Annotated in this window: 12 protein-coding genes and 1 tRNA gene; 10 read left to right on the top strand and 3 right to left on the bottom strand. The window is 48.5% G+C overall.

Annotated features, from left to right (window positions below; translation table 11 throughout):
• Positions 1–22: 22 nt before the first annotated feature.
• Positions 23–1,711: a methyl-accepting chemotaxis protein gene (locus tag H8S80_RS31090; protein WP_117633459.1), complete on the bottom strand. Its 1,689-nt coding sequence runs from the start codon at positions 1,709–1,711 to the stop codon at positions 23–25.
• 199 nt (positions 1,712–1,910) lie between these two features.
• Between H8S80_RS31090 and H8S80_RS31085 the strand changes: the two genes are divergently transcribed.
• From H8S80_RS31085 to H8S80_RS31040, 10 genes are all read left to right on the top strand, one after another.
• Positions 1,911–1,982 (top strand) — tRNA-Gln (locus H8S80_RS31085).
• Positions 1,983–2,181: 199 nt separating this feature from the next.
• A complete protein-coding gene (locus H8S80_RS31080; RefSeq protein WP_002602295.1) occupies positions 2,182–2,913 on the top strand; it encodes an acyl-[acyl-carrier-protein] thioesterase in 732 nt (243 codons plus the stop codon).
• Positions 2,910–3,749, top strand: a complete 840-nt coding sequence (locus H8S80_RS31075; RefSeq protein ID WP_002602296.1) for a CvfB family protein — start codon at positions 2,910–2,912, stop codon at positions 3,747–3,749. The genes H8S80_RS31080 and H8S80_RS31075 overlap by 4 nt, the downstream gene beginning before the upstream one ends.
• Positions 3,750–3,777: 28 nt before the next feature.
• Positions 3,778–4,362, top strand: a complete 585-nt coding sequence (locus H8S80_RS31070; protein ID WP_002602297.1) for a class I SAM-dependent methyltransferase — start codon at positions 3,778–3,780, stop codon at positions 4,360–4,362.
• 335 nt (positions 4,363–4,697) lie between these two features.
• Positions 4,698–5,810 carry an ABC transporter ATP-binding protein gene (locus tag H8S80_RS31065; RefSeq protein ID WP_002602298.1) on the top strand — a complete coding sequence of 371 codons (1,113 nt, stop codon included), beginning with the start codon at positions 4,698–4,700 and terminating at the stop codon, positions 5,808–5,810.
• A gap of 103 nt (positions 5,811–5,913) precedes the next feature.
• Complete coding sequence (locus H8S80_RS31060) at positions 5,914–7,002, top strand: PucR family transcriptional regulator (RefSeq protein WP_002602299.1); 1,089 nt, start codon at positions 5,914–5,916, stop codon at positions 7,000–7,002.
• A 211-nt stretch (positions 7,003–7,213) separates the two neighbouring features.
• Complete coding sequence (gene ftsE / locus H8S80_RS31055) at positions 7,214–7,900, top strand: cell division ATP-binding protein FtsE (protein ID WP_002602300.1); 687 nt, start codon at positions 7,214–7,216, stop codon at positions 7,898–7,900.
• Positions 7,890–8,801, top strand: a complete 912-nt coding sequence (gene ftsX / locus H8S80_RS31050; RefSeq protein WP_002602301.1) for a permease-like cell division protein FtsX — start codon at positions 7,890–7,892, stop codon at positions 8,799–8,801. The genes ftsE and ftsX overlap by 11 nt, the downstream gene beginning before the upstream one ends.
• 12 nt (positions 8,802–8,813) lie before the next feature.
• On the top strand, positions 8,814–10,016 hold the full coding sequence (locus H8S80_RS31045) for a murein hydrolase activator EnvC family protein (protein ID WP_038257747.1): 1,203 nt from the start codon (positions 8,814–8,816) through the stop codon (positions 10,014–10,016).
• A gap of 23 nt (positions 10,017–10,039) precedes the next feature.
• Entirely contained in the window at positions 10,040–11,341 is a 1,302-nt protein-coding gene (locus H8S80_RS31040; RefSeq protein WP_025531404.1) for a S41 family peptidase, read from the top strand.
• An 86-nt stretch (positions 11,342–11,427) separates the two neighbouring features.
• On the opposite strand, the gene H8S80_RS31035 is transcribed toward H8S80_RS31040, so the two are convergent.
• Together H8S80_RS31035 and H8S80_RS31030 are read right to left on the bottom strand one after the other, a co-directional pair.
• Positions 11,428–12,870 (bottom strand): phospholipase D family protein, encoded by a 1,443-nt coding sequence (locus H8S80_RS31035; RefSeq protein ID WP_117633458.1) that lies wholly within the window; start codon positions 12,868–12,870, stop codon positions 11,428–11,430.
• A gap of 62 nt (positions 12,871–12,932) precedes the next feature.
• On the bottom strand, positions 12,933–13,964 hold the full coding sequence (locus H8S80_RS31030) for a threonine aldolase family protein (protein WP_117633457.1): 1,032 nt from the start codon (positions 13,962–13,964) through the stop codon (positions 12,933–12,935).
• Positions 13,965–13,975 lie beyond the last annotated feature (11 nt).

The following is a 13,975-nucleotide window of genomic DNA, read 5'->3' as shown; positions in this document are numbered from 1 at the left end:
TGCGTTTACTCTTTTCAGACTATCAACGTTTCTTCAGCCGGAACTGCTCGACCAGTCCGTTTAAAAGGTTCGCCTGGTCGGACAGCTCTTCGCTGGCCGCGGCACACTCCTCGGCGGTTGCGGAGTTGCTCTGGATTACGGCGGTAATCTGATCGATTCCCATGGTGATCTGTGAGGTGGCCTCCGCCTGCTTTAAGGAGGCTTTGGAGATGAGGTCCACGGTCTCGGCTGCCTCCACGGCACCGTTTACGGCTTCCATCATGGCGGCGGCTGTCTCGGAGGCAATCGCCGCGCCGTTTTTTACCGCCTTCATGGAGCTCTCGATGAGAGCGGAGGTATTTTTGGAAGCGTCTGCCGTATCCCCGGCAAGGTTTCTGACCTCATTTGCAATGACAGTGAAGCCCTTTCCGGCAACACCGGCTCTGGCCGCCTCCACGGAGGCGTTAAGTGCCAGAATATTCGTCTGGAGCGCAATGGATTCAATGGTTTCAATGATGTTGCCGATCTCTCGGGAGCTGCTGCTGATTTCGTCCATGGCGGCGATCATGCGCTGCATCTGCAGATTGCTGGCGTACATCTGATCGCCGACCCTGCGGGCTTTCTCACTGGCCTGCTCCGCGTTGGAGGCATTGCCCCGGATCTGTCCGGAGATGTCTCCGACAAATGCAGCCAGCCCTTCGATGGAACCCGCCTGTTCGGAGGTGCCCTGAGAGAGGGACTGGGCGCCGGTGGCTACCTGTTCCGCACCGCTCGCTACCTGATCGGAGGCACGGTTGATCTGTCCGATAATTCCATTTAGTGACCCGGAAATATGTTCCAGGGCCTCTTTGATCTTCCTGAATTCACCGGCGTAGTCGTAGGTCAGTTCAAACGCCAGGTCACCGTCTGCAATCTGGTTGAGCACGGCAGAGATTTCCTTAATATAATTCACATAATCCTTAAGCCGTGTTACTGTCTTGTTAAAATTTACGGCCAGGGAGCCCAATTCATCTTTCGAGTCATACGTGATCACTTCATTTAAGTTGCCGTCCGCGATTCGGGCGGCGGCGTTGTCGAGTTCGTTGACAGGGGTAAGGATGGCTTTCACTGTGGCAAGGGATAACAGAAATCCCGCGGCGATCAGGAGTACAATGATCGAGATCAGAAGCATCCACGCTCTGGAATAGAGAAGCGTGCTTTCGTGGCTTGCAGTCTGGGCGTTTGTCTTGCTGTATTCGACCAGCTCCTCGAAAATCTCGGTGGCTTCGTCAAACAGCTTCTGGGAATCGGCCCGTGCGATCACCATGGCCTGCTCCATCTCGCCGCTGCGGCTTAGTTCGACTACGGTGTTGTGCAGCTGCAGGTAATCGGCCCAGGCCAGTCTGGCGGAGGCGAGCATCTGCTTTTCCTCATCGCTGCTGCCAAGCTGATCGTATTCGGCAAATTTGGCGTCGATTTCAAGAAGAAGGTCTGCCATCTGTTCTTCCCGCAATGCCATGATATCCGGCTCCCAGGCGATGATGTGTCCATATTCCCTGATGCGGAAATTGGAGGTGAGTGTGTCCAGTTCTTCTGCCGTGACAACGGAAGGCAGCCAGTCATCGTTGATAGCCGTGTTGCGCTCATTCATCCGATACATGAACACGAGGGAGACTACGCCGAGTGCGGTCAGACCCAACAACAAAAAGGTCGTTTGCATAAGCAGTTTTGTTTTGATACGCAGATTTTTCATTTGTAACCCCTTTACCCCTTAAAATGTAATTCAATTTATATGAAAAATATCAAAAGTTCCGATAATATAAGAATAGCATTAAAAATAGAAAATACAACTAAAATATTGAGCAAATTTAAAACAAAAAAAATAAAAAGAAGTAAAAAAAAGTGCTTGACTATCGGACAGACATCGTGTATACTACATCTTGCTGTGTTAATGGGCTATCGCCAAATGGTAAGGCAACGGACTCTGACTCCGTCATTTCAAGGTTCGAATCCTTGTAGCCCAGTCTTGATAAAACCCGCAGGAAAGTTCCTGCGGGTTTTGCAGTATTTTGTGAGAATAGCGTCTTATAAATTGCAGAAACTTGAAAAGAAGCAGGAATCCATAAGGAACTGCTTCTTTTTCTGCAGTAGAATCGCTCCTTCTTCTGGACAAGACAGGCAAAATGCTTTATAATGTTACTTAATTTTGATGAGAGGTGCAGCATGTACACATTTGGCAGCAGGATACGGTACAGTGAGACGGATGAATACGGTAAACTGACTCTTACAGGTATCATGAATTACTTACAGGACTGTTCGACGTTTCAGTCGGAAGACATCGGGCTGGGAATTTCCTATCTGACGGAACACCATCAGGCGTGGTGGCTTTCTTCCTGGCAGATCGTGATCGACCGGTACCCTGCGCTGGGAGAAGAAGTGGTCATCGGTACATGGCCCTATGATTTCAAGGGCTTTTACGGATACCGTAATTTTACTATCTGTGATCCGGCCGGGAATTACCTGGTGAGAGCCAATTCCGTATGGTTTCTGTTTGACACGGAGCTGGGGCGGCCTGTGAAGGTGAAGGAAGAGAATATCCGGGGATACGGCCGAGGCGACGAGAAGCGCCTGGAGATGGAGTATGCACCGCGAAAGATTACCGTGCCCGCTGAATATGAGGAAGCGGAGTGCGTGACGATCGCAAAACACCACATCGATACGAATCATCATGTGAACAATGCCCAGTATGTGGAGATAGCCAGGGAGGTGCTGCCGTCTGAAATCGAGGTGGGAGAACTCCGGGTGGAATATAAGAAAGCAGCCGTCTGCGGCGATGTGGTTTATCCGCATGTCAGCCGGACGGATGAAGGATACACGGTTTCTCTCTGTGACGAGCAGGGAGCCGCTTATGCAGTGATATGGCTGCGGGGAAAAACGAGAGAGGATGTAAGATGATAGAACTGGGAAAAGTGCAGACCCTGACGGTACAGAGGGTCAAGGAGTTCGGTGTATATGTGGGAGAGGGCGTGGCTTCAGAAGCTTCCGTGCTGCTTCCAAAGAAACAGGTTCCGGAAGGAGCGAAGCCGGGCGATGAAATCAGCGTATTTATTTATAAAGACTCGGAGGACCGTCTGATTGCGACCACGGGAATCCCGAAGCTTTCAGTGGGAGAGACCGCGATGCTTCCGGTAAAGGAAGTGGCCAAGATCGGAGCGTTTCTCGATATGGGACTGGAGAAGGATTTGCTTCTGCCGTTCCGGGAACAGACACATAAGGTACGCCAGGGAGAATCGGTTCTGGTGGCGCTGTACGTGGATAAGAGCCAGAGGCTGGCGGCCACCATGCGGGTTTACGCTTACATGAGCAGTGAGTCGCCTTATAAGAAGGACGATCAGGTGACTGGAACGATCTACGAGATCAATGAGACTCTGGGTGCGTTTGTGGCAGTCGACAATAAGTACTATGGACTGATTCCGAAGAAGGAGCTCTTTGACGATTACCATGAGGGAGACACGGTTTCGGCCCGGGTCACCAAGGTGCGGGAAGACGGCAAGCTGGATTTAAGCCCGAGACAGAAGGCGTACTTACAGATGGACGACGATTCGGCGCGGGTGCTGGAAGTGATCGGAGACCAGTTCAGCGGAGTGCTTCCATTTACGGATAAAGCGGCGCCGGAAGTAATCAAGCGCGAGTTTCAGATGAGCAAGAACGCGTTTAAACGCGCGGTAGGCCATCTTTTAAAAGATGGAAAAGTAAAGATTACCGAGAAAACCATAGAGATATTGAAATAGAGTGGAAAGGAATAACAGGAGGATTGTTTTGGACTCGATAGACTATTATAATAAGTATGCGGCAAAGGTGTTCGAAGAGACAGTGGATCAGGATATGTCGGAGATAAGAACGGAGTTTTTAAATCTGCTGGAGGAAGGGGATACGATCCTTGACCTCGGATGCGGTTCCGGAAGGGACAGCCTGATTTTCTACGAACTGGGATACGATGTGACAGCCATGGACGCATCAGAGGAGATGTGCAAACTGGCCGAGATTCACACAGGGCTGGAAGTACTCAACATGACGTTTGAGGAGATGGATTTCGACAGCGTGTTTGACGGAATCTGGGCCTGCGCTTCCCTGCTTCACGTTCCGGAAAAGGAACTGTCTGCCATTCTTAAAAAGATAGCAAGGGCCTTGAAAGACAGCGGAATTCTTTATATGTCCTTTAAGCTGGGAGACTTTGAGGGCTTCCGGGGAGAGCGGTATTTCTGTGATTACACAGAGGATGCCATGGAGGAAGTACTGAAAGACAACGACCGGTTTGACGTGGTAAAGATCTGGGAAACCGAGGATGTCCGTTCTGGTCATTCTGACACACGGTGGCTGAATGTCCTGGTCAGAAAACAGTAAATCTTACGAAAATATGAACAAGACAGCGCGAAGAAATTCGGCGCTGTTTTGTCGTTTCCGCCCAAATCCGGTCTGGAGATGCCGCAGGTTAGAGATATTAGACAGAAATGCCCAGCCGGATCTTTCTATATTTTGGCGTTTCAGTCATTTTTTTTATTGAATATACAAATTAGCCAAAAGGCAGATTTGGATTTTGGTTAAATGCCATATGGTAAAGATAAGACCATTCATGTATGATAAGGTCAGGAAATGAAAAGGACGGCAGCACAAGGGGCTGCGGGGTCCGAGGAGAAAAACAAACACATATTTTTATTTAAAATTAGGAGGATTAAGCGATGGCTAGTTTATCATTGAAGAACATCACAAAGAAATATCCGAACGGATTCGAAGCTGTAAAGGATTTCAATCTGGAGATTGCAGACAGAGAGTTTGTCATCTTCGTAGGACCTTCCGGCTGTGGTAAGTCCACAACCCTTCGTATGATCGCTGGTCTGGAAGACATTTCTTCCGGTGAACTTTACATCGATGGCAAATTAATGAACGACGTTGAGCCGAAGGACAGAGATATCGCAATGGTATTCCAGAACTACGCTCTGTATCCACATATGACCGTTTACGATAACATGGCATTCGGTCTGAAACTGAGAAAGACACCAAAGGACGAGATCGACAAGCTGGTTCATGAAGCAGCAAGAATCCTTGACCTTGAGCATTTATTAGACAGAAAGCCGAAGGCATTATCCGGTGGACAGAGACAGCGAGTTGCTATGGGACGTGCTATCGTACGTAATCCTAAAGTCTTCTTAATGGACGAACCGTTATCCAACCTGGATGCAAAGCTGAGAGGCCAGATGCGTATTGAGATCTCCAAATTACATCAGAGACTGCAGGCAACCATCATCTACGTTACACATGACCAGACAGAGGCTATGACACTTGGTACCAGAATCGTAGTTATGAAGGACGGCGTTGTTCAGCAGGTTGATTCTCCTCAGAACTTATACGACAAGCCAGGCAACAAGTTCGTTGCTGGATTTATCGGAGCTCCTCAGATGAACTTAATCGAAGCAACCGTTGCAAAGAACGGAAGCGACGTTACTCTTACATTCGGCGGACACACCATTGCACTTCCGGAAGGAAAAGCGAAGAAGTTAGAGGGCGCTGGATATGTTGGCAAGACTGTTGTTTTAGGTATCCGTCCGGAAGATTTACATGACGAGGAAGCTTTCCTTGCATCTTCTCCGAACAGCATTATCGATGCAACCATCAGAGTTTACGAGCTTTTAGGTGCTGAAGTTTACTTATACTTCGATGTTGACGATGCAAACTTTACCGCAAGAGTGAATCCTCGTACAACAGCAAGACCTGGCGATACAGTGAAGCTTGCTCTTGACTTAACAAAGATCCATGTATTCGATAAGGACACAGAACTGGTAGTCTTAAACTAAATTTTATGAAAATTTAAGCAGGCGAGTGCTATACTCGCTTGCTTTTTTTTAGTTTTTGCTTTAATATAGAATAAGGGAAAATTTACGATAAGGAGAGTGTGCCATGATTTCGAATCAAATACTTCAAACGACAATTGAAGGATTAAAAGGAATTACGAGAATTGATTTATGCATTTGTGATACGGAAGGAAAGGTATTGGCAACAACATTTCCTGACGCAGAAGACTATGAGAGTTCTATCCTGGCATTTGTGGATTCTCCGGCTGACAGCCAGGTAATTCAGGGATACCAGTTTTTCAAGGTTTTTGATGAGCACCAGTTAGAATATATTCTTCTTGCCAAGGGAGGCAGTGACGACGTATATATGGTTGGCAAACTTGCCGCCTTCCAGATTCAGAGTCTTCTGGTTGCTTATAAGGAGCGTTTTGATAAGGATAACTTCATTAAGAATCTGCTTCTGGACAACCTGCTTCTGGTGGATATCTACAACCGCGCCAAGAAGCTTCATATTGAGACGAACATCAAGCGTGTCGTATTTATCATTGAGACACAGCACGAGAAGGATGTCAACGCATTAGAGACAGTCCGCAACTTATTTGCTGCCAAGACGAAGGATTTCGTTACTGCGGTAGATGAGAAGAACATCATCCTGGTCAAGGAAGTCCGGGACGGTGAGACGTATGAGGAACTGGAGAAGACGGCAAACACCATTCTGGACATGCTGAACACAGAAGCCATGACCCAGGTTCATGTGGCCTTCGGTACGATCGTCGGAGAAATCAAGGAAGTATCCAGATCCTACAAGGAAGCCAAGATGGCGATGGATGTAGGTAAGATCTTCTACAGCAACAAGAATGTAGTCGCATACAGCAAACTGGGAATTGGACGACTGATCTATCAGCTTCCGCTTCCGTTATGCCGTATGTTCATCAAAGAAATCTTCGACGGCAAATCCCCTGACGAGTTCGACGAAGAGACACTCACCACGATCAACAAGTTTTTCGAGAACAGCTTAAACGTATCCGAGACATCGAGACAGTTATACATTCACAGAAATACGCTTGTATACAGGCTGGATAAGTTACAGAAGAGCACAGGGCTTGATTTGAGAGTATTTGAGGATGCAATTACGTTTAAGATAGCCTTAATGGTTGTCAAGTACATGAAGTACATGGAGAACCAGGACTATTAGTGATGCATGAGCAGTGCGAAAAGAGACAGTAAGAAATCAGCGTTGTGCTGGCACAAAAGCGGATTTCCTGCTGGCTCTTTTCATAGGGCAAAGCCCGGAAACCGAGACAGCGTGCCCCGCTTCATCGGGTATGAAGCGAAGCGGAATCGAGGTTTGCACTGCGGGGGAGTGGGTCGCGACAAAGGAAATTAAAAGACTTCAGAGGATAAAGATGATCGAACTGTGGAATGTAAATAAAACATACGAAACCGGAAACAAGGCTCTGCGTAACATCAACATCACAGTTGAGGACGGGGAGTTCGTTTTCATCATCGGCCGGAGCGGCTCTGGAAAATCTACGCTTTTAAAGCTTCTTTTAAAAGAGGTGGAACCGACGTCCGGCAAGATTATTGTTAACGATATGAACCTAGGGAAGATGCCCAGGCGCTACATTCCAAAATACCGCAGGAGGCTGGGCATGATATTCCAGGACTTCCGGCTGTTAAAGGACCGCAATGTCTATGAGAATGTGGCATTTGCGCAGCGTGTCATCGGCGCTTCCGCAAGGAGCATCAGAGAATCGGTTCCAACCATGCTGACCATGGTGGGACTCTCATCGAAATACAAATTTTATCCGCAGCAGCTGTCAGGAGGCGAACAGCAGCGAGTTGCGATTGCAAGGGCACTGATTAACCGCCCGGAGATACTTTTAGCCGACGAGCCTACGGGCAATTTAGATGGCCACAACTCTATGGAGATCATGAAGCTGTTAGATGAGATCAACAAAAGAGGGACCACGGTAATCGTAGTTACCCACAGCCATGAAATCGTAGACCGCATGAAGAGGCGGGTTATCACCATGGATCGTGGAACCATCGTAAGCGACGAGAAAAAGGGCGGATATACACATGAGGATTAGTACATTTTGGTATTGCCTGAAACAGGGCGTAAATAATATATGCAGAAATATTCTGTTTTCGCTTGCTTCGATCGCGACGATTTCTGCGTGTATTTTTTTGTTTTGCCTGTTCTTTTCCATCGTAGTCAATGTGCAGTATGTGGTTAAGAATACGGAAAGCACGGTGGGAATCACCGTATTTTTTAATGAAGGTACAACGGATGAGACAATTGCCCAGTTCGGCGAGACTTTGAAAGCAAGACCGGAAGTAAAAGAGATCAAGTTCAAGTCGGCCGAGGAAGCATGGGAAGAGATAAAAGGTGATTATTTCGGAGAGGATAAGATGGATTTGGCGGAAGGCTTCCGTGACGACAATCCGCTTGCCAACTCTGCTTCTTACGATATTTTCCTGAATGATCTGGAAAATCAGGAGGAATTTGTTACCTGGCTGAAGAGTCAGGACATTATCAGAAGGGTGAACTATTCCAGCACCGCGGCGGAAGGAATTACCAGCATCAATAAGGTAATTGGTGTTCTGTCCGTGATGATTATCGGTGTTCTCCTGGCGGTTGCCATTTTCCTGATCAGCAATACGATCTCGGTTGCGGCTGCATTCCGGAAGCATGAGAACGAAATTATGAAATTAATCGGAGCCACGAACTATATGATTCGTGCGCCGTTTGTAGTAGAAGGGGTGCTTTTGGGAATCTTTGGAGCTTTGATTCCCCTCGTTGCCATCTATTATCTTTACCGGAACGCGGTGGGATATGTGGTGGAGAAGTTCAGCATCCTGTCCGGCCTGTTCCAGTTTCTGCCGGTTGAGCAGATATTCCCGTATATGGCGGGAACCGCGCTGGCGCTGGGCGTCGGAATCGGATTTTTTGTAAGTTTCTTTACAATTCGTAAACATTTAAAGGTATAAGGGGAACTGCATATGAAATACAGAAAACGGATAGAGGCGGCCGTCATGACCGCAGTCCTTACCGTATCCTGTATATTTCCTTCCTATGGTACAAAGACTGATGTAGATGCGGCCAGAGAAAGCAAGTCAAATCTGGAAAACGAAAAGAAAGAAATAGAGAAGACGATTGAAAAACTGGAAGTGTTGAAATCTGACACCGCATCTTATGTAAATCAATTGGATGCGGAACTGAATTCCTTAAACAAGCAGGTAACCGCCCTTAATTCCCGCGTTGCGGCGAAGGAAGCGGAGATCGAGGAGGCGGAGGCAGAGCTGGCCGCCTCGAAGGAAGATGAGAGACGTCAGTATGAAAGCATGAAGCTTAGAATCCAATATATGTATGAAAAGGGTGAGACCAGTTATTTAGACTTGTTGTTTAAGTCGGCCGATCTCACCCAGCTTTTTAATCGTGCGGAATATATCAGTCAGATTGCGGCATATGATAGAAAAATGCTGGATCAGTATGAAGCGGCCAGTGAAGAGGTGGCTGCCAGAGAGGCAGACCTAAAGGCAGAACACGAGGAGCTGGTAACGCTTAAGACTAATACGGAAGAAAAGCAGAAGGACGCTGAGCGTCTGATGAATGAAAAGACAGCGGAACTGAAATCCTATAACAGTAAGATCGCAGCCAGCGAGGGAAGTCTCTCGGATTTGGAAAAAGACATCGCTGCGCAGGAAGATAAAATTAAGGCTATTGAGGCTGAACTCAAACGAAAAGAAGAGGAAGCGAAGAAGGCCGCATTAGAGGCAGGGCAGAAGTATAATACCGTTAGTATTGGGAATATTAACTTCATATGGCCATGTCCGGCCAGCAGCAGGATCACCTCCTCGTTTGGAGACCGGGAATCTCCGACGGAAGGCGCGTCGTCCAGCCATCAGGGCATCGATATCGGCGCATCCACGGGCAGCAGCATTCTGGCGGCGGCTTCAGGTACCGTAACCATATCTACATACAGTTATTCTGCCGGCAACTATATCATGATCAATCATGGAGGAGGTGTCTCCACCGTTTATATGCACTGTTCGGAACTTCTCGTTTCTGCAGGGCAGGAGGTGACACAGGGGCAGGTAATTGCTAAGGTGGGCTCTACAGGTTATTCTACCGGCCCCCACCTTCATTTTGGCATCCGGGTGAATGGAAGTTACGTTAATCCCATAAACTATGTAAGTCCATAACCCGAAAGACAAGGAGAATAACATTGGAAAACAAAAATAAATTTTGGAAAGGCGCCCTGGTCGGCGCACTTCTGACAGCATTTGCAGGACTGATCATCGTGGGCATGTCCCTCGGAATATTTCTGATTGGGAGAACCGCGATCGACGGGCCACAGCAGGCGGCCGAATCGAATCAGGCAGAAAACCAGGATGGTTCGCTGGATTTAAACCGGATCACGAAGAAGATCACTACGCTTCAACAGATTATAGATAAATATTATCTTTTCGATGAAGATGCCACGAAGGTGGAAGACTGGATCTACAAGGGCATGATGTATGGCTTAAACGATCCGTATACGACGTATTACACCGCTGAGGAGTACCAGAAGTTAAGCGAGGATACGGAAGGCGAGTATCATGGAATCGGTGTCATGATCAGCCAGAACAGAAGCACCGGAATTATTACAGTGATCAAGGTATTTAAGGATACTCCGGCGGCGGAAGCAGGCATGAGGCCGGGCGATGTTCTCTATAAGGTAGGCGACATGGAAGTTACCGGAATGGATATGGATATTCTGGTAAAGGATTATATCAAGGGAAAAGACGGCTCCGAAGTGGCTCTTACTGTCTTCCGGCAGGATGAGGGCGAATACGTCGATTTGAAGATGGAACGCCGCAATGTCACAGTACAGACGGTGGAATACCAGATGCTGGAAGACCATGTAGGGTATATTGCGGTGAGCCAGTTCGATGTAGTGACAGCCGATCAGTTTAAGGCCGCGGTCGATGATCTGGAGAAACAGGGCATGAAGAAGCTCCTGGTTGATTTAAGGAACAACCCGGGCGGCGTTTTGGATACGGTGGTGGATATGCTGGATTATATCCTTCCGGATGATTTAATTATCGAGGGTGATAAGGATCTGGTGCGTACCAACACGGAAGCGACGCTGCTTGTGTATATGGCCGACAAGAATGGCAAGGGAGGGCAGGAATACGCCTCCGACGGCCATTCTCTCGATATTCCGCTGGCTGTTCTGGTCAATGGAGAGTCCGCCAGCGCTTCCGAGGTATTTACGGGAGCCATGAAGGATTACGGCAGGGCGACAGTTGTGGGAACAAAGACATTTGGCAAGGGAATCGTGCAGAATCTGATTCCTCTGGACAATGGAACTGCCATCAAGATGACTACGGCTCACTACTATACACCGTCAGGCTTCGATTTACACGGTAAGGGAATTGAACCGGACGTGGAAGTGGAGCTGAAAGAAGAGTTAAAGAATCAGATTACGGTGGATGTGAAGGAAGATAACCAGATTCAGGCGGCTCTGAAGGCGCTGGATAAATAACTGTTTCGAAATATAAGAAAACAAAGAAAAAAGGATTAGAATCGAAGGCATGAAAGCCCCGGATTCTGATCCTTTTTTCATTAACTTCATATTAAGTAACGGAACAGCTGGAAGAGACGGGAGGTAACGGCAAAGATCCATTTCTTTTTCGGAGGGACCGGAATCACCGGAACGTCCGGGTCCGGGACATAGGTGCCGTCTGCCTGTACCACCAGGGAATCGGCTTCCAGATCGTCGATGCAGGCCTTAAGCTGTCGGTTGAACGCTTCTCCGTCGATGACCAGCATGGTCTCTGTATCCACATAGGTGCTTCTCATATCCAGGTTATAGGACCCCACGATAGAGAGACGGTCGTCCACCAGGATCGATTTTCCGTGGGAAGAGTGATCTCCGAAATATTCACGGAGTGAGACTCCTGTATCCAGTATTTTTCCGCGGTTTCTTGTGTAATCGGAGGAGGCCATAAAATTGTCGCCTACGGAAGTCGCATTCAAAAGCATGGTGACCTCCGGTACGGAATCGGTGATTTCCTTCATTCCTTCATACATGTCTTTGCTGAAGACAGCGTATGGAGTGTGGATATAAGCCTGTTTCTCTGCGTGTGCCATCAGGTACTGGACCTGGTACCAGACCCAGGGCTCCTTGGCAAGAATGTGGGTGGGATTGGAGATCAGGGTGGCCTTGTTGATTGCCACGGTCTCCGGTCCGTAGTCGTGACCGGCCAGAACCAGCTCCGGCATGGCTTCTTTCAGGGTTTGGTAATACTCGGCCAGCTCCGCCCTTGCAGCAGGCAGTTTCTTCTTCATGGACGCAGAGGGGGCGTTAAACACGGTTTTGCAGTACCTGGACTGCCACATCGCCTCGAAATATTCGTCTGCTTCCGACAGAACGCTGGAGGACCATGCCTCCTCCTGGCCATGCTTCGTGTTATAGATCATCACGTCACGGTCATAGCTTAGATTGCGCAGGTTATATTCTCCAAGGAAGTAATCAAAGGTGTTGCGGCCGCCCAGCAGCAGGAGCTTATCGTCAATAAGCAGATATTTGTCATGCATGCGTCCGTTGATGGTCCACGGCTTCAGCGGGTTGGGAATATTATAAAATTTTATCTCAATGTTCGGATTGGTCCCTGCCGCGTAGAAGATCGGGTTTCCCTGCATATGAAGGGTTCCGTACAATCCGTCCACCAGAATCTGGACCTTTACGCCACGGTCCGCGGCCTCCAGCAGGGAAGAGAAGATATCCCGGCAGCTGGAGCCGTCCCGGATATCGAAGGTGGAGAGCACGATGCGTTTCTCCGCCTGATGGATCATTAAAACGCGGCTTTCCAGGGCATCCATGCTGGTCTCTACGACGCGGGCCCTGTCAACACTTTCTGTCTCTGAATAAAAAGAGGCTGGTTCAAAATTATTTTTAAATTCTTCTCCCGTTTTCTTTGTATGTACGAAGGGAAGCAGGGCCCCTGCCGCCAGGTAAAGCAGATAGAGCAGCAGAGCCCATCTCAGGATGACGAAAATACGCCGTTTCATAACACATCAATCCTTTTTTAAACATGCCCTGGTACTACACTCCGTAGTATCGTTAGATGCAGTTATTTGTTTTTGCAGTTTTGAAGGGCTGCGACGAAGGCGTGACAGGCGTCTTCTCTCGTGGCCCAGGAAGTGACGAGACGAATCGCACTGGATCCGTTGGTGCCGCGTTCCTGAATGGAAAAGAGAAAATCCGCGCTTAAGGCTTCGATGACCGCATCCGGAAGGATGGGGAACAGCTGGTTTGTCATGGATTCCGAGAAAAAGGCGTAACCGCACTGTTCAATCCCTTTTCTTAAGATGGATGCCATATCGTTGGAATGTGCCGCCATATCGTAGAATAAATGGTTCTGGAACAGCTCTTCGAACTGAATTCCCAGAAGCCAGCCTTTCGCCATCATGGCGCCGCGCTGTTTGATCATGAAGCGGTAATCCTGCTTTAATTCGTCTCTGCAGATGATGAGCGCCTCACCGAACAGTGCGCCGGCCTTGGTGCCGCCTATGTAAAATACATCCACCAGCTCCGCAATATCGCGTAGGGTCAGATCATTGACCGGGCTGGTCAGTGCCGCTCCCATGCGGGCTCCATCCAGGAAAAGATAGAGATCATTCTGGCGGCAGATATGGTGCAGGGCCTCTAAATCGGCTTTTGAATACTGGGTCCCGATCTCCGTGGAGTTGGAGATATAGACCATCTTAGGCTGAACCATGTGCTCATCGGTATGCGTATCCAGCGCCTTTAAAACGTCTGCCGGGGTTAATTTGCCATCCTTAGACGGCATGGCCAGAACTTTATGGCCGGTAGCCTCGATGGCTCCTGTTTCGTGAACATTGATATGGCCCTTGTCTGTGGCGATAACAGCCTGCCACGGGCGAAGCGCGGCGGCGATGGTAATTAAGTTCGTCTGGGTTCCGCCGGTGATAAAATGGACATCCGCATCGTTTCGTCCAATCTCTTCTTTTATTAAGCGGCGCGCATTTTCGCAGTGAATATCGAGTCCGTATCCGCCGTTCTGTGCTAAGTTGCAGTTCATCATCGCTTCCAGGATCTTTGGATGAGCGCCTTCACTGTAATCGTTGTTAAAACTGTACATAAACAGTCCTC

The organism is Hungatella sp. L36, assembly GCF_014288035.1.
Note: the sequence above shows the minus strand (reverse complement) of the source record. Positions and strands in the feature narration are given on the sequence as shown.